Source organism: Ensifer sp. ZNC0028, assembly GCF_000799055.1.
In the GTDB taxonomy this organism is placed as follows: domain Bacteria; phylum Pseudomonadota; class Alphaproteobacteria; order Rhizobiales; family Rhizobiaceae; genus Ensifer.
Window position 1 is genome coordinate 1 of record NZ_JTLA01000036.1, and the last position, 18871, is coordinate 18871.

The following is an 18871-nucleotide window of genomic DNA, read 5'->3' on the forward strand; positions in this document are numbered from 1 at the left end:
GCCCGGTCCGCCCAGGCATCGCCCGCCACCGCCAGCACGCTGGCGGCACCTGCGCCGGCAGCCACAGCGGCCTTTGCCGCTTCGTCCGCCGCCGCCGAACCGCGGCGCATACCCTGTCCGTGGTCGCCGTCACCGGCAAAGGCGTCGATGCGACCGAGTTCGTCTTCCGCCTGCTTCAGCGCTTCGCCCATTTCGCCGATCAGCCGCGCAATGCACACGCCGCTCTGACGGGAAGCCTCGGAAGCCGGCGCGAAGGAGATCGCTTCGTCATCATCCTTGAGCGTGTCGGTCGCGGGCTCCGTGGCGATGATTGCGCCCTTGCGCAGCGCCGGCGCATCGCAGGCAGCGCGCCAGTAGGTCTCGAGCTCGTCGTTCAGCCACATCAGCGTCAGCGAGCAACCCTGCATGTCGAGGCTGGTGACGAATTCGCCGCATTCCGGATCGACGATCTCGAGGCCGGCCGCCTTCAGTTCCTTTTCGATCGCGACCCAAAGCACGAAGAGTTCTTCATATTTGGTCGAGCCGAGGCCGTTCAGAAGCGGTGCGACCTTGCTCACGTCGGCCGGCCGCTCGGCAAGCAGCTTGCCGACGAGCAGCTTGGCGAATTCTGTCGCCGAAACCATCTTCTCTTCGCGGATGCCCGGTTCGCCGTGGATACCAAGACCAAGCGCCATCTCGCCCTTCGGCACGGTGAAGAGCGGTCCCTTCGCGCCCGGAAGCGTGCAGCCACCGAAAGCAACGCCGAAGGAGACGGTGCGGTCGTTGGCAAGACGGGTGACGCGCTCGACCTCATCGAGATTGAGGCCCGCTTCGGCAGCAGCCCCAGCAACCTTGAAGACCACGAGGTCGCCGGCGATGCCGCGGCGCTTGGCCGGCGTTTCAGCCGACGCGCTGGCGACGTCATCCGTCACCGGCACGATGCGCACGTCGATGCCTTCGGCCCGCAGGCGCTCGGCGGCAACGCCGAAATTCAAGACGTCGCCGGCATAGTTGCCGAAGCCAAGCAACACGCCGCCGCCCTGGTCGGCCACCCGGCAGACGCGGGCAACGGCCGCGGTTGACGGCGAGGCAAAGACATCGCCGGCCACGGCCGCATCCGCCATGCCTGGGCCGACGTAGCCGGCAAAGGCCGGATAGTGGCCGGAGCCGCCGCCAACGACGACGGCGACCTTGCCCTTCGGCACCTTGGTCGAGCGCACGACCCCGCCCTTCACGAGACGGACGTTGCGCGCGTAGATCGAGCTGAATCCGGCAAGCGCGGTCGTCGCAAATTCTTCCGGTGCGTCAAAGATTGTGGTCATCGCGTCTCTTCCCTTAGTCGCGAGGCAGAATACGCCTCAGATAGTCCCGATTGGCGGCGCTGACGGAGAGCCCGTCGCCACCGTAATGCTCGCAGAGGAACGGGCTGTCGAAGCCATGCGCCAAGGCCATGCGAATCGCCGCCCGATAGTTGATGACGCCGAATTCCAGCGGCGCCGGATGAGTAACTACCAAGCCCGAGGTCTCATCCTCGGTACGGTAGTAGTTCTTGACGTGCCAGTATTTGGCAAAGGGTGCAACCTTGGCCATCATCGGCTGCCAGTGCTCCACCGGACGGTGAAGGCGCACGAGATTGCCGAGGTCGGCATTGATGCCGACGTTCGAAAGGCCGACATCGGTGACGAAGCGCACAGCGCTATCGGCCGAGCCGATATAGGTGTCCTCGTACATTTCGAGCGCGAGCTCGATGCCGAGTTCCTCGGCATGGCGACCGAGTTCGCGGATGCGCTGAACCGCTTGTCTCCAGATTGCCGGATCTTCCGGGTTCTTGACGCCATCGACGGTCCAGAACCAGAGCGCCTTCTTCTGGGCGTCGGTCAAAGGTCCGAAGAAGCCGAAGGAGACCGAGCCCGCGCCGATCGCCGCAGCCGTGTCGATGACACGATGCCCATAGGCGAGATATTCGTCGCCATGTTCCGGATCGATGACGCTACGACGCGCCGTCGAGATCGCCGGCATGGAAAGGCCGAGGTCTCGCGTCAGCTTGACGAAGTCATCCCGGCGCGAGGCCGACAGATCGGCGAGCCGGATCCAGCTGTCGGTCGGGTCAAGCTCGGTGAAGCCGGCGTCGACGACATCGGCGAGCGTTTCTGCCCATTGTTCGACTGACTGATCCTGAACGGAGCTGCCATCGGCAAGCACGTTCGGATACTGGATCATTGCGGCCGCGATCGGCCAGGTTTCACGGGTCCATTTGCGCGATGGGTTCGCCATGGTTTTCCTCACTCATTCTTGCGACGCAGTCCCGAAGGGGCCCGCGCCGCGTTTTTCCGATGCGCTCGTTTGGGGTGCGGCGGCTCCGTCAAGCCGCCGCGCTGCCGTCGCCATGCGGCGTGGCCGCATCTTGCTTGCGCTTGCGGACCAGGCCGATCAGCCCGAAGACAAGCGGCGACAGCAGAAGGGCAAGAGCAAGCGCCATCAGAGAGGAAACCAGCGGGTTTGACCAGAAGATGTTCAGGGTGCCGCCGGATAGAAGCATCGACTGGCGGAAGGCGTCCTCGGCCTTGTCGCCGAGCACCATGGCCAGAACCAGCGGCGCCAGCGGGTAGTCGAGCTTCTTGAAGACATAGCCGAGCACGCCGAAGCCGATGACCATGAAGATGTCGGAGACCGAATTCGCCACCTGATAAGCGCCGGAGAAGATGACGGCGACGATGATCGGGCCGATGATCGCAAAGGGCACGCGCAGGATCGAGGCGTAGAGCGGCACGGTGGCGATCACCAGGAAGACGGCGACGACGTTGCCGAGATACATGGACGCGATCAGGCCCCAGACGAAGTCCGGCCGCTCGGTAAAGAGCATCGGGCCGGGGGTCAGACCCCAGATCATCAGGCCGCCCATCATGACGGCAGCCGTTGCCGAGCCGGGAACGCCGAGCGCCAGCATCGGTAGCAGCGCCGAGGTGCCGGCCGAGTGGTCGGCGGTCTCGGGTGCGACGACGCCGCGCGGGTCGCCCTTGCCGAACTTCGACTTGTCACGGGCCGAGCGGCGGGCAACGCCGTAGCTCATGAAGGACGCGGCGGTCGGGCCGGCAGGCGTGATGCCCATCCAGATGCCGATGATCGTCGAGCGAAGGATCGTGAACCAGTAGCGCGGGATCTCGACCAGCGTGCGGCCGATCTCGACGAGCTTGACGCGCGCCTTGATGCCTTCGAAGCGCAGGCCTTCTTCCGTCGTCAGCAGCAGTTCGCCGATGCCGAAGAGACCCATGACCGCGATCAGGAAGCTGACGCCCTTGATCAGGCTTGGGATATCGAAGGTCAGGCGCAGGTCGCCCGAGATCGTGTCCATGCCGACGGAGGCAAGCGCAAAACCGAGCATCATCGAGACGAGCGTCTTGAAGGGTGATTGCGCGCCCATCGAGATGAAGCTTGCAAAGGCCAGGAAATAGACCGCGAAATATTCCGGCGACGAAAACCGCAGCGCGAAGTTCGCGACCCAACCGGAAAGCAGCGTGATCATCACGACGCCGGCGAGTGCACCGATGCCGGCGGAAACGAAGGCGAGCGTCAGAGCCCGGCTCGCCTGCCCGGCCTTGGCCATCGGGTAGCCGTCGAACGTGGTCGCCACCGACGAGGGTTCGCCGGGAATGTTGAACAGGATCGATGTGGTCGATCCGCCGAAGAGTGCGCCCCAGTACATGCAGGAGAGCAGGATGATGGCGGAGATGGGATCCATCGAGAACGTCAGCGGCAAAAGCAGCGAAACGCCGTTCGGCGCGCCGAGGCCGGGCAGCACGCCGACCAGAATGCCGAGCGTGACGCCGATCATCATCAGCAGGATATGGTTCCAGCTGAGGATGTGGCCGAAGCCATCGATCAGAAGACCGATATTTTCCATGTCATTCCTCCCGGGGCTTAAAGCGCGTCACGATCCTTGAGGTCCGCTCCCTGCGCCTTAAGTCTTTGATTTTTTTGCTTTTCGTTAGCGCAAGAGCGCCGTGCGCGCTTGCGCGACATGCCCTTGGGCGGTCGGGATCAATAGATCCCGAACCAGGCCTCGATCGGTCCCTTGAGCAGCGGAACCTTGAAACCGAACTCGAAAATGATGAAGAAAAACAGCGAAACGGCGATACCCGACGGCAACGCGATCCACCATTTGTAGCGCCCCTGGAAGAGCATCGTTCCGGCGATATAGAGCGCCGTGCCGACATAGAGGCCGAGCCAGGCGGATACGCCGGCAAAGGCGACCAGCGGCAGCAGGAACGACGTCACCACCTTGGCGCGGTGCCCGTCGATGAAGATCTCGCCGGACCCGCGATGTTTCACGAGGGCGTGGATCGCATTGGCGACGCTTCCGAGAAGGATCAGAAGGCCGACATAGAAGGGAAAATAACCGGCTTCGGGACCGAATTCCGTCCAGCCCGCGCCGATATCGAGAGATCCGTAGCAGACCGCAGCACCGAAGGCGCCGGTCAGCGCGGCAACACCAAGCTCAACCGCGAAGCGGGAGACCCCATTCGCACCGTTCTCGCTCATGATCGTGACCTTTCAAAGCGAATGACGGGCGCCGGATGGCACCCGTCCCGATCGTCGCCTGTTAGTTGGCGAGCCAACCTTCGCGCTTCAGCACTTCGCCGACAGCAGCGCCGTCCATCTCGATGGCGGCCTTGAAGTCGTCGCCGGCGATGTAGGCGGGCGACTGCGACGTGTCGGTCAGGTACTTCGCCCATTCCGGCGTTTCCGAAACCTTGCGCATCAGGTCGGCATAGAACTTGACCACATCCTGGTCAACGCCAGCCGGCAGCCAGACGGTGCGCGGCATGGAGTAGTTGTCGATGGCGATGCCCGATTCCTTGCAGGTCGGAATGTCGCTCCAGCCCTTGTCGCCAGCAACCTTGGCGTCGTTGGTGAGCTTGACGCTCTTGAAGACGCAAAGCGGCTTGACCATGCCGGCCTGCCACTGACCGAGGTTTTCGCTCGGGTTGTTGACGTTGGCGTCGAGGTGCTCGCCGGCGAGCTGGACGGCTGCTTCGCCGCCGCTCTTGAACGGGATGTAGTTGATCGTCGCGCCGGTCGCCTCGTTGATCATCGAGGTCAAGATCTGGTCGACGTCCTTCGACTGACTGCCGCCGATCTTCAGGCCGCCTTCCTTCGCCTTGGCGGCAAAGTCGGCTGCTGTGTTGTAGGACGCCTTGCCGTTGACCCAGAGAATGAACTCGTCGGAGGCAAGCGCTGCAACCGGGGTCAGGTCTTCGATCTTGTAGGGAACCTTGGCGCGGACCGGCAGGAGATAGGCGTTGTTCGTGCCGAAGGTGAGCTTGTAGGCATCGCCCTTGCTGGTCGCCGTGTAGACGAAGCCTTCGGCGCCGCCGGCGCTGCCCTTGTTGGTGACAACGACCGGAGCCTTCATCAGCTCGTACTTGCCGATGATCGCCTGGATCGTGCGGGCAAAGATGTCGGTGCCGCCGCCGGGGCCGGCGGTGACGACGAATTCAACCGGACGGTCGGGCTCGAAAGCGGCGGCCGGAGCGGCAACGCCGAAAACGGCTGCCATGATGCATGCGATGGATACGGTATTCTTCATGCGGGTCCTCCCGTTTTTGTGGTTCTGCGGCGCAAGACCTCCTCCTGCGCCGTTATTGCTTGAAAGCGTGCGAAATCAGGCAGCAGCCTTGAGAGCCGCCTTTTTCTTCGCCATGCGCACGGCCAGAAGCAGCGCTTCGCGGCTGGCGCCGACGTCGGCAATGCCCTTGCCGGCGATGTCGTAGGCAGTGCCGTGAGCCGGCGTGCACAGCGGGAACGGCAGGCCGCCCATCATGGTCACGCCCTTGTCGAAGCCGATCAGCTTCATCGCGATCTGACCCTGGTCGTGGTACATGGTCATGACGGCGTTGTAGCCTTCCTTCAGCGCACGGCCGAAGACCGTGTCGGCCGGGAACGGGCCATCGACGTTGAAGCCGAGCGCCTTGGCCTTTTCGACCGCAGGCTCGATGATGTCGATCTCTTCCATGCCGAAGCTGCCGCCGTCTCCGGCGTGCGGGTTGAGACCGGCAACAGCGATCTTCGCCTCGCTGTAGCCTGCTTCCTTGAGGCAGTTCTGGGTCAGTTCGAGCTCGGCAAGGATCGCCTCGACCGAAAGATTGTCGGCCACTTCCTTGATCGGGATGTGCGAGGTGACGCGGGCGTTCCAGACCTTCTCGAGAACGTTGAATTCACGGATCTTGCCGGTGAAGCTCAGGACGTCGGAAACGAAACGGATCTCGTCGTCGTAGCCCGGATAGGCAAAGCGCATCGCCTTCTTGTTGAAGGGCGTGAAGCACACCGCCTCCGCCTTCCCGGCATGCGCCAGCTCGAGCGCTGCGCGGAAGTTGCGGGTCGCAAAGGTGCCGCCCGCAAGCGTCGCCTCGCCGCGAACGACGTCGGCCGGATCGAGATGACCGAGATCGACGAAAACATGCCGCTCGGTTCCGGCGGCATCGAGGCCTTCCAAGGTCGAGGACGCGAGGTCGAGTGTAACGCCGGCAATGCGCGCGCCTTCATCGAGGATGCGGCGATCGCCGATCGTGATGATGTGGGCAGCCTCGCGAATATCGGAAAGCGCCAGCAGCTTTGCCGTGAGTTCCGGGCTGATGCCGGCCGGATCGCCCATAGCGAGCGCGATGACAGGACGCGCGCCGGTAGCGGCTACACCGTTGGTCGTCATGAGAGATGTCCTCCACTTCATTCTTTCGAAAGCCGTCATACGTTATTCAAAATTCTGCATCAAGTCTTTTGTATTCTGTATGCAGCATTTTCTGTTGACGATATCAGAGCCCGTCTCCATGCTTTAATGAGACAGCGCTGATTCAATTGGCGCGAACGGGAACAGACGGCCGACACTTCAGTCGCCAGATGCAGAAGCGAAACGATGAACGAAATTACCTCTCTGGAGAAACGCCCCGAGGGCGGCCCCGGCCCGATCCGACGCACTGCGCTGCACGACACGCTGGTCACGCATCTGCGCGACATGATCATCGAGGGTGATCTCTCGCCCGGCACGCGTCTGCATGAAGGTCAACTCGGCGAGCAGCTCGGCGTCTCGCGCACGCCGCTGCGCGAAGCCATCAAGTATTTGGCAAGCGAGGGGCTGGTGGAGCTGGTGCCGAGCAGAGGTGCTGTCGTCAAGCGTTTCAGCGGCAAGGATATCCGCGACATGCTGACCGTGCTGCGCACGCTCGAAGAGCTGGCCGGCCGGCTTGCCTGTGACGCTGCGAGCGACGCCGGCATCGCCGAAGTGCGGGCCCTGCACGACGAGATGGTCCGCCGCTACAAGGCCGGCGAGCGGCTACAGTATTACAAGCTCAATCAGCAGATCCACTCGGCGATCGTCCAGCTCTCGGACAATGCGCCGCTCGCGGATATGCACGGCGTGCTGCAGACACGCCTGAAGCGCATTCGCTTCATCGGCCACGAAGGCCCGGAGAAATGGGCCGCCTCCGTTGGCGAGCACGACGAGATGATCCTCGCGCTCGAAGCACGCGACAAGGACCGGCTCTCGGAGGTTCTCTGCCGCCATCTCACCAACGCCTGGGAACGGGTAAAGTCTTCGGTTTGAGGCGCCGCCGCGGCGACGTCCCCTATCGGGCCCGCAAGGGTCGCTCTCTCCTCCCTTGAATCAAGGGCAGCACGGGAAGCGAGCCCCAGCGGGGCTCGCGCGACAGCGTATCCTTATCAGAACTTCGAATAGGCGTTGGTAACGGCCTTTGCGCTACCCGCTGCAGTCTGCTTTTGCAGCCCGAGAAGGGCGTCGCGGAGCGCCGGATTTGCGGCCAACGCCTTGTTTCCCGCCAGGTCCAGACTGGAAAACCTGGAAATCAGGCCTGGCGTCGTCGCCAGCGGACCGACCCCACCGAGCGAGGCCGAGAGCGCTTTCGACAGCGGGTTCAGCGACGTCAAATTCGTCGGCGAAAATGAAGAAATCGGGGGCTTCGGCATGCTCCCTCCAATCGAGGTGATCATCTTTCCAATGCCTTTGATCGCAAACACAAACTCTCTCCTCATTATATTTGGTTCCGCCACCGCTGGCATGGCGCGCGCCGATGCAGCCATGGAGTGCACAACCATTACAAGAAAATATATTTCTAAAATCGCCTTTTCGAATATTGTATTTTAGACAAACCTCTCCTGCCAATTTCCCGCCGCCAATGAGAATGCAGGCCGTGCTCGCTCGTTCCGCGCCCAGTGTTGCAGCTCTGCCTCTGAGGAGAGGCGCATCAACCTGAGCTTAATTAAGAATATTCGAATTCTATTGACTTTACCCTGATCGAAATTCACTGAATCACGGTGGGGCGGAGACGGGAACGAAGATGGGGCGGCAACGGCTTCGGGGACTGCTTGCGACAGTGGCAATCCTCTGTCCAGGCGCAAGCATGGCAGAGCCGGTTCAAAGAACACCGCCCGTCGCCGGATCGGTGATTGCCCGCAAATCCGGCGAGGAGGTTCGCTTCGTCGACGTTTCGACCTGGCGCTTCGTCGATCTCGCACAGGACCTTTTGTCCGGCGATATCCTGCGCACCAATGCGACCGGGGCGCTGGCGGTGCTTTTCTCCGACCACACCCAGATCCGGCTCGGCCGCAACACGGCGCTGCGCGTCAAGCGCATGGGTACGAATACGGGCGCGGGCAGCGATACCAGTCTCGAACTGCAGTCGGGCACGATCTGGGCGCGAGCGGAACGGGGTGGCCAGGGCCTGACGATCGACACGCCGGCGGCAACGGCCGCCATACGCGGTACCGACTGGACGCTGACGGTCGCGGGCGACACGACTTCGCTGACCGTGCTCGAGGGCGTGGTCGAGTTCAGCAACGACCTCGGCAGCGTCACGGTGAAGCAGGGCGAAGGCGCCGTTGCCGCGATCGGGAAGGCGCCGACCAAGATCGTGATCGTGACGCCGAAGGACCGCGAACAGATGCTTTTCCATCTGTCCTTGCGCGACGCCTTTGCCCTGATGCCGTCAACCCCGCTCAAGGTGCGCGACATGCGCAATGCGCGCGACCGGATCGAAGCCCGGCCGGAAGCGTCGCGCTCGGCCGAAGACTGGCTGACGCTGGCCGAAATCCAGCTGCGGTTCGACGGGCGGTCCCAGGCCACGGCCGCCCTTCAACAGGCCCGACGCCTCGGCCTCAACCGGTCTCAAGCCGCGCGCGCCTATCTCGTCGAAGCGCTGATTGCCGGCTCCGAAAACCGCTACGGCGATGCGGCACAGCTCTTCGAAAAGGCAGCCCCGGGGCTTGACGCCGACCGCCGCTCCGTAGCGGCCTTCGGCGGCTATTTTGCACGCGCTCTCGCTGACCCGGACCGGATCGAGGAGCCGCCGTCTCAGGCAACGGGTGCCTATGGCGCCTTCGCTGCCGCCTGGACCGCGGGCTTCCGCACCGACATTCGAGCAGCGATCGACACGATCAAGAAGGCGGAACGGCGATATCCGGACGATCCGTTCCTTCCGGCGGCCCGCGCTCAATTCGCGATGCTGCTCGACGATCGAGACGAAACGCGCGCCGGCATCGAAAAGGCGCTTGCGAACGATCCTGATGATCCGACCGCGCTGGAATCGCGCGCCAAGTATCGTTTGCTCATTGAAAACGACCGGGAGGGCGCGCTGGCGGATCTCGAGCGGGCCCTGGAAATCACGCCGGGCGACCCGTCCCTCTGGAACTGGGTGGGTCTGGCAAAAAGCGAGCGGGGCGACAATCGTGGCGCCGAGAGAGCATTCCGGAAGGCCGTGGAACTCGATCCGGCCGATCCGCTCTACCACGCCAACCTGGCCTATCAATACCTGGACGAAATGCGGCTTGCGGAAGCAAAGCGCGAGATCGATGCCGCGCTCGCGATCGACCCCTCCTTCGACCTCGTGCTCGTCGCGCGCGGCCGATACCATTTGCAGGACGGCGACCTGGACAAGGCGCTCGACGACCTCTTGGCCGGTTCGACGGCCAACCCGGCCTATTCAAACGCGCAGTTGCTGCTGTCGGCGGCGCACTATGAAAAGGGCGACCGTATCCCGGCGGCGCAGGCTCTCGACAATGCCGACCGGCTCGACCCGAACGATCCCGTTGTCTCAACCGTGCGCACCGCGATTGCGATCGACGAATACGATTCCGATGCGGCGATCCGCTATGCGCAAGAAATCATGCGGCGCACCCGGGCGCGCGGCGGCGAAAGCGCGGCGCTCGGCGCCAATCAGGATGCCGGATCGACGCTCAACGACGCCTTCCGCCTGCAGGGGCTGAACGCCTGGGGGCAATATTACGGCGATGTGGTCTTCGATCCGTTCACCGGGTCGAGCTATGTCGACCAGGCGATCCGCGGCAGCGTCAATCCACTGTTCAACACCTATGATTTCGACGGCAGCCCGGTCGTCAACACCGCCAATCCGCAGAGCTTCTCCGCCTTCTTCCAGGGGCTGCTGATCGAGCCGCATATGCTGGCAAGCCGCGAGCGCACGGCGAACCTCGTCCAGCGGCCGTTCTTCGAGGCCGCGGTCGCGGGCGGTATCATCGCCGACAGCGACCATGAGGGCGGGATCGGCGAAGCGGAACTGCGCGGGCTGACGTTCTCGCCCTTCCCGATCAGCGTCTACGGCAATGTCCATTGGGAGAAACCCCGCGATACCATCGATATCGGCAATGGGCTGGCGATCGAGCGGGAAGCGCGCCTGCTTGGCGGCAATGGTTACGTGACGGCCACGCCGACGCCGGATGACAGGGTCGTCGCCTATGCCAACTACGGCGATCTCGACGACAAACGCAGTATTTTCGACATCCCGGATCCCCGCGCCGCCCCTTTAAAGCTCGACGGGCTGAGCGACGACGATTCCTCGCGACTGCTCTCGGGCGTGGCCTGGAGCCACACCTTCGGCTACCGCAACATCGCCAATGCGGCGTTCTTCCTCTCCGATCAGTCCACCACGGAAAACGAGCGGGTGAGGCTCACGGACCCGCGCTTTCCAGATATTGCCACCAGCCGAAGCGAGGACAAGCAGCGAACCTATATCGCCGCCGTCAATCACCTTTACGGCGACGGCGATTTCACCTGGCGCTACGGCATCGAAGGCGGTGTCGTCAGGTCATCGCAGTCGTTCGACATTTTCGATCCGCTGGGCGTCAGCACCGGCAGCAGCAATGTGCCCGTCATCGCATCCGGTTCGACGTCCGCAACACAGACCGTCGCCAAGGCCTATATCGACACCATCTACGAAATTACGCCGGACCTGAAGACGGAAGGCGCCCTCTTTGCCCGCTACATCGAAGGCGTCAACGATGGCGATGTCAGGCTAGAGCCGAAAATCGGCATCGCCTGGGCGCCCGCTGAAGGGCACTGGCTGCGCGCGGCCGCCATGCGCGACGGTCTCAATTTCGACGTCGCCACCCTTGCGCCGATCGGCATCGTCGGGCTGCAGCCGAACCAGTTGCGCTTCGGCGCCGAAGGCTATGCCGATACGCTGGCATTGCGTTGGGACGCGGAGTGGAACAGCTGGTTTTTCACCGCACTCGACTACCAGCATCAGGAAGTGCGGCAACTCGCGCTCGACATTCCGCTTTCCACCACCAGTCTTGCCTATGCCAAGGTCGGGCTCGACCGGGTTGCCGCAACGGCGAACTTTGCCATCGGCCACGGCTTCGGCCTCTCGCTGACTGCAGCCCATACGGAAGCCGACGTCAAGGAACACACCGGCAACCAGCCGGGCGACCTGCTGTTCGTGCCGGAAAACACCGGCCAGGCGGCGCTGACCTGGGTCAGCACGGCGAACGTCAAGACGACCGTTGCTGCCAACTATGTCGGCGCGCGACCCGGTGGTGGAAAAGACCTCGACGATTTCTGGACACTCGACGCGGCCTTGCAGTGGGAGCCGCTCGACAAGCAGATCGAGGTCGATCTGGCAGCCTTCAATCTGCTCGATGAAGATTTCGAACTGGGCAATGGCCTGCCCGGCTGGGGACGAACGTTCAAGGGCACGATCAAAGTGCGGTTCTGATGGAGGAGCGCGTCACCGTGCAGGCATCGAGTGGTCGGCCCGGACGATGGGACAGCCCCCGTTTCCTGCAACGGCGGTTGAAGCTTCACGCGCTTGCGGTTTTCGTCGCCATCGCGCTGTCACTGGCCACTTTGACCAATGCCTGGCGGCTGAACGAGTTGCGCAGCTTCGACTACCTGTCGACCATCGACGGCCCGCCGCTCCCCGAGGACAGCCCGATCATCGTCGCCATCGACGAACCGTCGATGGCCGAAATCGGTCGCCAGTGGCCCTGGCCGCGCGCGCTGCATGCGCGCCTCATCGAGGCGCTGCGCAAGGCCGGGGCCCGCGCGATCGGGATCGACGTGATTTTTGCCGAGCCTTCGGCCGATCCCGCCAACGACGAGGCGTTGGAAAAGGCGCTCGGCGCGGACGTGGTTCTTGCCGGCGACCAGACGCTGGTGGAGACGCCTCAGGCCGACCAGTTCGTGCGCACCGAGCCGCTCGCCCGCTTCATCGCAAAGGGCGCCTGGACCGGGATCGCCTCCGTCAGCCTCAGCGGCGACGGAACGTTGCGTGCCGTTCCCGACTATCCGGACGGCTTTGCCGCAGTGCTCGCGGCAATTGCCGGCGCAAAATCGCACGCACCGCCAAAGGACGCGCTGATCCAGGTTTTCGGACCAGCGCGGACCTATCCCACCGTTTCCTATTACCAGGCGCTCGACCCCGACAATTTCCTGCCTGAAGGCATGTTCGAGGACCGCGTCGTGCTCGTCGGCCTCAGCCTGCAGAATGCGCCATCGATCGCCGAAGGCGGGGCCGATGCCTTCACCACATCGGATACCGTACATTCGAACAAGCTCGTTTCCGGCGTCGAGATGCAGGCGACCATCTACGACAATCTGGCCCATGAGCTTTTCGTAAAGCGCGCTGCAAGACCTTATGTGGTTGTAGCCATAGCGCTGGCTGCGATGCTCGCGGCCTTTTCGGTGCTGCGGACGACCGGCTGGCGCACGCTTGCCTATGGCGCCGTCGCCATCGGCCTCATCGTCGCCGCCAGCTATGCCGCGATGCGCCTCGGCCACGTCTTCCTGTCCCCGGTTGGGCCTGGGCTTACGTTCCTTGCCGTGACTGCCGGCCAGGCCGGGCTCGACTATGCGGAGGAGCGCAGGAAGCGCCGGGAAATCACCCGCGCCTTCCAGCAGTACCTCTCCCCTGCCCTTGTCGAGCGTTTGGCGAAGGACCCGTCACACCTCAGGCTCGGCGGCGAACGGCGCACGCTGTCAATCCTCTTTTGCGACATCCGGGGCTTTACGACCATTGCCGAGGAAATGAAGGAGGATCCGGAGCGGTTGACGGCGCTGGTCAACCGGCTGCTGACGCCGCTTTCAGAAGCCGTGCTCGAACAGGGCGGAACCATCGACAAATATATCGGCGATTGCCTGATGGCCTTCTGGAATGCGCCGCTCGACGATCCCGACCATGCCGTGCACGCCGTCGGAGCGGCGCTCGACATGCTTGCGCGGCTGGAACGGGTGAACCGGGAACTCGAAGATGAGGCGAAACGGGACCGCCGATCGGCCCAAACCCTGAGGATCGGCATCGGCATCAATACCGGCGAATGCGTCGTCGGCAACATGGGCTCACACCAGCGCTTCGACTATTCCGCGCTTGGCGACGCCGTCAATCTGGCCTCCCGCCTCGAAGGCGCATCGAAGGACTACGGCATCTCCCTGCTCCTCGGTGAGGAGACCGCGCGTCTTGTCGAGACGACGTTCCCGGTCGCCGAACTCGATCGCATCACCGTCAAGGGCCGCAGCGCCGTGTCGCCGGTCTTCACGGTCGCCGTCGGCGCGAAGAAAGAAGCGCTCGAACGCCATCAGGCCTTCGTGCAGGCCAAGTATGACGCCACGCTTCGGGTGCATGACGTGGTGTTCGACCAGTTGAAGAGCGCCCTGCCGCCGCTCGCGCGCTACTACGAAAGGGAACGCACCCGCCTCGATACGTCAAGGCGGGAACCCAAGTGAACGAGCGAAAGTGACCGGCGAAGCACTCGCGCGGTCAGTGAAGCCCGCCGACGCCGAGCAACCGTTCGACGGCGTCGTGATCTCCCGCCAGCGCGTCCGGCGTTCCGGACCAGGCGATCCGGCCCCGTTCGAGCACGATCACCCGGTCGGCAAAGTCGAGCGCGCTCTGGATGCGTTGTTCGACCAGCACGATCGTCATGTCGCCGGTCTTTGCCAGTTCGGCAAACGCCTTCATCAGTTCTTCGCAGATGACAGGCGCCAGGCCCTCGAGCGGTTCGTCGAGCAGCAGGATCGACGGACGACCGAGGATGGAGCGTGCCGTCGACAGCATCTGCTGTTCGCCGCCAGAGAGCTGGCTGCCGAGATTGCGCCGACGCTCGAAGAGACGCGGAAACATGTCGTAGGCTTCCTGGATCGCGCTTTTCGGTCGGCTCTTGAGGCCGACGAAGAGGTTCTCCTCGACGGTCAACGTCGGGAAGACGCAGCGCGCCTGCGGCACGAAGCCGAGGCCCTGCATGGCGCGCGCAGCACTCGGCAACGCGGTTACATCCGTCCCGCCCATGCGGATGCGCCCGTCATAACGGCGGGTCTGGCCGGCAAGCGTCGCAAGCAACGTCGTCTTGCCCATGCCGTTGCGGCCGAGCACGGCAAGGCGGGCGCCCGCCGGAACGGCAAAGGATACGCCTTCGAGCACCCGCGTCGGCCCATAGCCGGCGGACAGGTTTTCCACCTCAAGCGGCGTGGCTGGCATTGGCATAGCTCCCCAGATAGGCTTCCCGCACGCGCGGATCCTTCGTCACGTCGGACGGCGAACCGTCGAAGATGATCGCGCCGGCGGCCAGCACGACCACGCGCTTGGCAAAGCGAAAGACGAGATCCATGTCGTGTTCGATCATCAAAACGGCGAGATCGGCGGGCAGGTCGGCGAGCGCCTGCTCGATGCGACCGGTGTCGCTCTGCGGCACGCCGGCGGCGGGCTCGTCGAGCAGCAGCACCCGCGGTTTCAACGCCAGCGCAACCGCGATTTCCAGCAAGCGCTGCTGGCCATAAGCGATCTCGCTCACCTTGCGGTGCATTAGTTCCCGAAGGCCAAGCTTGCCAAGAAGGTCTTCCACCTCGGCCATGACATCGGGCATGCCGAGAAAATTGCCGAACAGGCGACCGGCGCGGCCCGTGCGTTGCAGGACGGCGAGCGCGACATGCTCGGAAGGCGTCATGTCGGCAAAAAGCCGCGTCACCTGGAACGAGCGCACAAGCCCGCGCCGCACGCGGCCGATGGCGTCGACGCTGGTCACGGCCTCACCGTCGATGCGCACCTCGCCTGAATCCGGCTTGAGATTGCCGGTCACGAGATTGACGAAGGTCGTCTTGCCGGCACCGTTCGGCCCGATCAGCGCGACCCGGTCGCCCGGCGCCATGCTGAGGCTGACGTCATTGGTGACCGCAAGCCCACCGAAGGCGCGCTTCAGATTGCGGACTTCGAAGATCGGCTGCATTACCGTGCCTCCTTGCGGCGGGCGAAGAACGCAGCCGCGGTGCCATAGATGCCCTTCGGCGCGAAGAGCACCACGGCGATCAACAGCACGCCGACCATCGTCAGCCAGTGGAAGGGATTGGCGGCCGAGACGACGTCCTCGAAGAACATGAAGACGACAGTGCCCGTGAGCGCACCGAAGAGCGAGCCGGTACCGCCGAGCACCAGCATGACCAAGCTTTCGGCCGACATGGTGAAGGAGAGGCTGTCGAGCCCAACGACCTGGGTGGATATCGCGTTCAGAGCGCCACCGACGCCGGCAACGGCACCGGATATGACGTACATCTTGGTCAGCGCGATCTTCGGCGACGCCCCCATCGAGCGGATGCGGATCGGATCTTCCTTGATGCCGCGGCACAGCATACCGAAGGGCGAGCGCACGATCAGCCGCAGCACGACGAAGACGACGGCAAGCAGAGCCACGCCGAAGACATAGGCCGTGCGGCCCCAAAGGTCGAACTCGTAGAGGCCGAGAAGCGCCGTCGGCGCAATGCCGGAGAGCCCGTCGCTGCCGCCGGTCCAGGACGAAGCCTTGTTGGCGAACTCGTGGAAGAGATGGATGAGCGCGATCGACAGGACCAGTTGCGGTAGCCCGTGGGCGCGCAGGATGACGACCCCGCAGATAAGCCCGGCGACCGCGCCGGCGACGATGCCGAAAGCGAGCATCGCCAGCGGATCGTTGATGCCGTAATGCGCCGAGGCGATGCCGGCCGCATAGGCGCCGGCGCCGAAGAGGGCCGCGTGCCCGAGCGTCGCGACACCGCAATAGCCGGTGACGAGATCGAGCGACAGCGCCAGAAGCGCGACGGCGATGATCCGGGTCAGGAGCGCCAGATTGTTAGGGAAGAGGAAGTAGCCAATCACCGCGACCAGCAGTATCACCGCCAGTCCGATAAGGTCTCCGCCACCGAACCGCCGACGCGCGGGAGCGGTCGCGATCAAGTCGTTCGTTGTCGTCATGGTCATCCCTTGGCCCTCCCGGCGAGCCCGCGCGGGAACACGCAGATGATCGCGATCACGGCCAGATAGAAGAAGAATTCGCCGAATTCCGGCATGAGATAACGGCCGGTCGTATCGATCGCGCCGAGCAGCAGGCAGGCAACGAGCGCGCCCGGGATGGAGCCGGCACCGCCGACGGAGACGACAACGAGGAACGTCACCATGTAGCGCAGCGCATAATAGGGTTCGACCGGCAGAAGTTCGGCGCCGACCACACCGCCGAAGGCGGCAAGTCCGACGGCGACAGCAAAGCTCACCGCATAGACGATTTCCGTGCGCACCCCGAGGGCCGCCGCCATTGCCGCATTATCGACGGAGGCCCGTAGCTTGACGCCGAAGGCGGTCTTTTCGATTGCGTACCAGAGGCCGGCTGCAACCGCGAGGCCGCAGACGATCGCAAAGATGCGATGGGTGGCGATCGCCCGGAAACCGAGATCGACCGATCCCTGCAGTTCGCCAGGCAGCGGCACCGTCTTCAGCGTCGGACCGAAGACATAGTTGGCGATGCCGATGATGCAGAATGTGATACCAATGGTCATCAGCACCTGGGTCAGTTCCGGTGCGCCGTAGATCCGCCGGTAGAGCAGCCGCTCGATCGGCACGGCGATGATGATGGTGCCGAAGATCGCAAACAGCACGGCAAAGCCGTAGGCAAGACCCAAATCTCGCGCTGCGTAGGAGGCGATGTAGCCGCCGATCATGGCAAAGGCGCCATGCGCCAGATTGACCACGCGCATCAGGCCCATGGTGACCGACAGGCCGATGGAGATGACGAAGAGCACCATGCCGTAGGCAAGGGCGTCGATCGCAATGCTGAGGACGGTTTGCATGGGGCTATCCGTTGCCCTTTCTTCCAAATTTGGCTGCGCCGGATTCGGTGCGCATACTATGCGCGGAGCGGCAGTCAGGCGCCAGCATTCGCGGCGCCGCAGGCGCGCCGGTCGCTCAAGAGCAACCGGTCACCGCGTCTTCGGTGGCGGCGGGCGCGTGGGCGCCCGCCCAAGTCGGCTACTTCAGCGCAGCGAGACCGGGGTCCCCCTGCTTCTCGAAGGTCTGGATTTCCTTGTTGTAATAGGTACCGTCATCGGCCTTGGCGACTTCGCGCAGATAGATGTTCTGGGTGATGTGGCGCGATTCCGGATCGATCGTCACCGGACCGCGCGGGCTGACCCAGGAAAGGCCTTTGACGGCTTCCACGGCCTTTGCCGCATCCTGCTCGCCGCCGGTCGCCTCGATCATCTTGTAGATCACATGCATGCCGTCATAGGCGCCGACCGAGGGGAAGGAGAGTTCGGCCGGGTTGCCGATCGCCTTGCTCGCCGCTTCGACGAAGGCCTTGTTCTCCGGCGAGTCGTGCGAGACGGCGTAATGGAAGGTCGTCTGGATGCCGAGCGCGGCCTCGCCGAGAGCAGGCAAATCGGATTCCTGCGTCAGGTCGCCCGGGGCGAAGAACTTGATGCCGCCGTCCTTCAGGCCGTTTTCCTTGAAGGCCTTGACGAAGCCGAGCGTCGTCGGGCCGGACGGCAGGAAGGCAAATACACCCTCGGCACCGGAATCCTTGATGCGCTGCATGATCGGCGAGAAGTCGTTGGTCGCAAGCGGCATGCGGATCGCTTCGACCACTTGCCCGCCGGCCGCTTCGAAGCCCGCCTTGAAGGCGTTTTCGGCATCGACGCCCGGGCCGTAGTCGCTGACGACGGAGATGACCTTGGAAACGCCGGCATCCTTGGCAACCTTGGCGATCGGCGTCGAGGTCTGCCAGGTGGTGAACGAGGTGCGCACGACGAGCGGGCTCTTGGTGACGATCGCCGAAGTCGCTGCGTTCATGATGACGAGCGGGACATTCGCCTGGGTAAGCAGCGGCGTGACCGCCATGGCATCCGGGGTGAAGTAGAAGCCGGCGAGATACTGCACGCCTTCCTTGACCACCAGTTCCTGCGCCAGCGCCTTCGACTGGGCGGGGTCGGCCTGCGGCACGTCGCGGTAGATGATCTCGATATCGTCGTCGCCGACCTTGCTGCCGTTCAGCGCCATATAGGCGTCGATGCCAGCCTTGAAGTTCTTGCCCTGCAGGGCGAAGGGGCCGGAGAACGGTCCGACGACACCGATCTTGATCGTGTCGGCATAGGCAGCACCGCTCATTGCCAAAGCCGCAACCGCAGCCAGAATCATCCGCTTCATATTTCCTCCCTGAGATGCCGGCCACTCCCGCGCCCGCATCCTCGTCGCAAACGACTGTCGATTTGATGGTTGTCAGCTTGACATGCCAAACGGTGATGTAAAAATGAAATATGGGGTGCCAATCATAATTTAGGGGTTATGTTTTGGCACAGGCG

15 protein-coding genes are annotated in these 18871 nt (G+C 63.7%); 3 read left to right on the forward strand and 12 right to left on the reverse strand.

All coding sequences use genetic code 11. The annotated features are described in order from the left end of the window. The 6 genes from L981_RS09945 to L981_RS09970 form a co-directional block, all read right to left on the reverse strand. On the reverse strand, positions 1 to 1301 hold a 1301-nt coding region (locus L981_RS09945; protein ID WP_043614673.1), incomplete at its 3' end, for a dihydroxyacetone kinase family protein. Between the two features lie 13 nt (positions 1302 to 1314). Further along, complete coding sequence (locus tag L981_RS09950; RefSeq protein WP_043614675.1) at positions 1315 to 2253, reverse strand: sugar phosphate isomerase/epimerase; 939 nt, start codon at positions 2251 to 2253, stop codon at positions 1315 to 1317. Between the two features lie 88 nt (positions 2254 to 2341). After that, positions 2342 to 3880, reverse strand: coding sequence for a tripartite tricarboxylate transporter permease (locus L981_RS09955; RefSeq protein ID WP_043614678.1), 1539 nt, complete (start codon positions 3878 to 3880; stop codon positions 2342 to 2344). A gap of 137 nt (positions 3881 to 4017) precedes the next feature. Then, positions 4018 to 4518, reverse strand: a complete 501-nt coding sequence (locus L981_RS09960) for a tripartite tricarboxylate transporter TctB family protein (RefSeq protein WP_043614681.1) — start codon at positions 4516 to 4518, stop codon at positions 4018 to 4020. Positions 4519 to 4579: 61 nt separating this feature from the next. Next, positions 4580 to 5566 carry a tripartite tricarboxylate transporter substrate binding protein gene (locus tag L981_RS09965; protein WP_043614684.1) on the reverse strand — a complete coding sequence of 329 codons (987 nt, stop codon included), beginning with the start codon at positions 5564 to 5566 and terminating at the stop codon, positions 4580 to 4582. A 75-nt stretch (positions 5567 to 5641) separates the two neighbouring features. Beyond that, positions 5642 to 6685, reverse strand: coding sequence for a 4-hydroxythreonine-4-phosphate dehydrogenase PdxA (locus L981_RS09970; RefSeq protein ID WP_043614687.1), 1044 nt, complete (start codon positions 6683 to 6685; stop codon positions 5642 to 5644). A 204-nt stretch (positions 6686 to 6889) separates the two neighbouring features. Here L981_RS09970 and L981_RS09975 point away from each other — a divergent pair, with 204 nt between their 5' ends. Further along, positions 6890 to 7576 carry a GntR family transcriptional regulator gene (locus L981_RS09975; RefSeq protein ID WP_043614689.1) on the forward strand — a complete coding sequence of 229 codons (687 nt, stop codon included), beginning with the start codon at positions 6890 to 6892 and terminating at the stop codon, positions 7574 to 7576. 116 nt (positions 7577 to 7692) lie between these two features. Here L981_RS09975 and L981_RS09980 read toward each other — a convergent pair whose 3' ends face one another. Continuing rightward, positions 7693 to 8070, reverse strand: coding sequence for a hypothetical protein (locus L981_RS09980; RefSeq protein WP_156134030.1), 378 nt, complete (start codon positions 8068 to 8070; stop codon positions 7693 to 7695). Between the two features lie 257 nt (positions 8071 to 8327). Here L981_RS09980 and L981_RS09985 point away from each other — a divergent pair, with 257 nt between their 5' ends. Together L981_RS09985 and L981_RS09990 are read left to right on the forward strand one after the other, a co-directional pair. Further along, positions 8328 to 11996, forward strand: coding sequence for a FecR domain-containing protein (locus L981_RS09985; protein WP_043614694.1), 3669 nt, complete (start codon positions 8328 to 8330; stop codon positions 11994 to 11996). After that, positions 11996 to 14002: a CHASE2 domain-containing protein gene (locus L981_RS09990; protein ID WP_082005958.1), complete on the forward strand. Its 2007-nt coding sequence runs from the start codon at positions 11996 to 11998 to the stop codon at positions 14000 to 14002. The genes L981_RS09985 and L981_RS09990 overlap by 1 nt, the downstream gene beginning before the upstream one ends. A gap of 34 nt (positions 14003 to 14036) precedes the next feature. Here L981_RS09990 and L981_RS09995 read toward each other — a convergent pair whose 3' ends face one another. From L981_RS09995 to L981_RS10015, 5 genes are all read right to left on the reverse strand, one after another. Beyond that, the gene (locus L981_RS09995) at positions 14037 to 14753 is read right to left on the reverse strand and encodes an ABC transporter ATP-binding protein (protein WP_043614697.1); all 717 of its coding nucleotides are present in this window, start codon (positions 14751 to 14753) and stop codon (positions 14037 to 14039) included. Beyond that, positions 14734 to 15498, reverse strand: a complete 765-nt coding sequence (locus tag L981_RS10000; protein ID WP_043614699.1) for an ABC transporter ATP-binding protein — start codon at positions 15496 to 15498, stop codon at positions 14734 to 14736. Before L981_RS10000 ends, L981_RS09995 begins: the two co-directional genes overlap by 20 nt. Next, on the reverse strand, positions 15498 to 16502 hold the full coding sequence (locus tag L981_RS10005; protein WP_156134031.1) for a branched-chain amino acid ABC transporter permease: 1005 nt from the start codon (positions 16500 to 16502) through the stop codon (positions 15498 to 15500). The genes L981_RS10000 and L981_RS10005 overlap by 1 nt, the downstream gene beginning before the upstream one ends. Beyond that, positions 16499 to 17365: a branched-chain amino acid ABC transporter permease gene (locus tag L981_RS10010; protein ID WP_043614701.1), complete on the reverse strand. Its 867-nt coding sequence runs from the start codon at positions 17363 to 17365 to the stop codon at positions 16499 to 16501. Before L981_RS10010 ends, L981_RS10005 begins: the two co-directional genes overlap by 4 nt. Before the next feature lie 178 nt (positions 17366 to 17543). Further along, complete coding sequence (locus L981_RS10015; protein ID WP_043614704.1) at positions 17544 to 18716, reverse strand: ABC transporter substrate-binding protein; 1173 nt, start codon at positions 18714 to 18716, stop codon at positions 17544 to 17546. Between the last annotated feature and the right edge of the window lie 155 nt (positions 18717 to 18871).

Excerpts from the sequence above, each read along its gene's own strand:
- L981_RS10010 (WP_043614701.1), bottom strand. The coding sequence starts at position 17,365 with ATGCAAACCGTCCTCAGCATTGCGATCGACGCCCTTGCCTACGGCATG.
- L981_RS09960 (WP_043614681.1), bottom strand. The coding sequence starts at position 4,518 with ATGAGCGAGAACGGTGCGAATGGGGTCTCCCGCTTCGCGGTTGAGCTT.
- L981_RS09970 (WP_043614687.1), bottom strand. The coding sequence starts at position 6,685 with ATGACGACCAACGGTGTAGCCGCTACCGGCGCGCGTCCTGTCATCGCG.
- L981_RS09975 (WP_043614689.1), top strand. The coding sequence starts at position 6,890 with ATGAACGAAATTACCTCTCTGGAGAAACGCCCCGAGGGCGGCCCCGGC.
- L981_RS10015 (WP_043614704.1), bottom strand. The coding sequence starts at position 18,716 with ATGAAGCGGATGATTCTGGCTGCGGTTGCGGCTTTGGCAATGAGCGGT.
- L981_RS09995 (WP_043614697.1), bottom strand. The coding sequence starts at position 14,753 with ATGCCAGCCACGCCGCTTGAGGTGGAAAACCTGTCCGCCGGCTATGGG.
- L981_RS09965 (WP_043614684.1), bottom strand. The coding sequence starts at position 5,566 with ATGAAGAATACCGTATCCATCGCATGCATCATGGCAGCCGTTTTCGGC.
- L981_RS09955 (WP_043614678.1), bottom strand. The coding sequence starts at position 3,880 with ATGGAAAATATCGGTCTTCTGATCGATGGCTTCGGCCACATCCTCAGC.
- L981_RS09980 (WP_156134030.1), bottom strand. The coding sequence starts at position 8,070 with ATGGCTGCATCGGCGCGCGCCATGCCAGCGGTGGCGGAACCAAATATA.
- L981_RS09990 (WP_082005958.1), top strand. The coding sequence starts at position 11,996 with ATGGAGGAGCGCGTCACCGTGCAGGCATCGAGTGGTCGGCCCGGACGA.
- L981_RS10000 (WP_043614699.1), bottom strand. The coding sequence starts at position 15,498 with ATGCAGCCGATCTTCGAAGTCCGCAATCTGAAGCGCGCCTTCGGTGGG.
- L981_RS09950 (WP_043614675.1), bottom strand. The coding sequence starts at position 2,253 with ATGGCGAACCCATCGCGCAAATGGACCCGTGAAACCTGGCCGATCGCG.
- L981_RS09985 (WP_043614694.1), top strand. The coding sequence starts at position 8,328 with ATGGGGCGGCAACGGCTTCGGGGACTGCTTGCGACAGTGGCAATCCTC.
- L981_RS10005 (WP_156134031.1), bottom strand. The coding sequence starts at position 16,502 with ATGACCATGACGACAACGAACGACTTGATCGCGACCGCTCCCGCGCGT.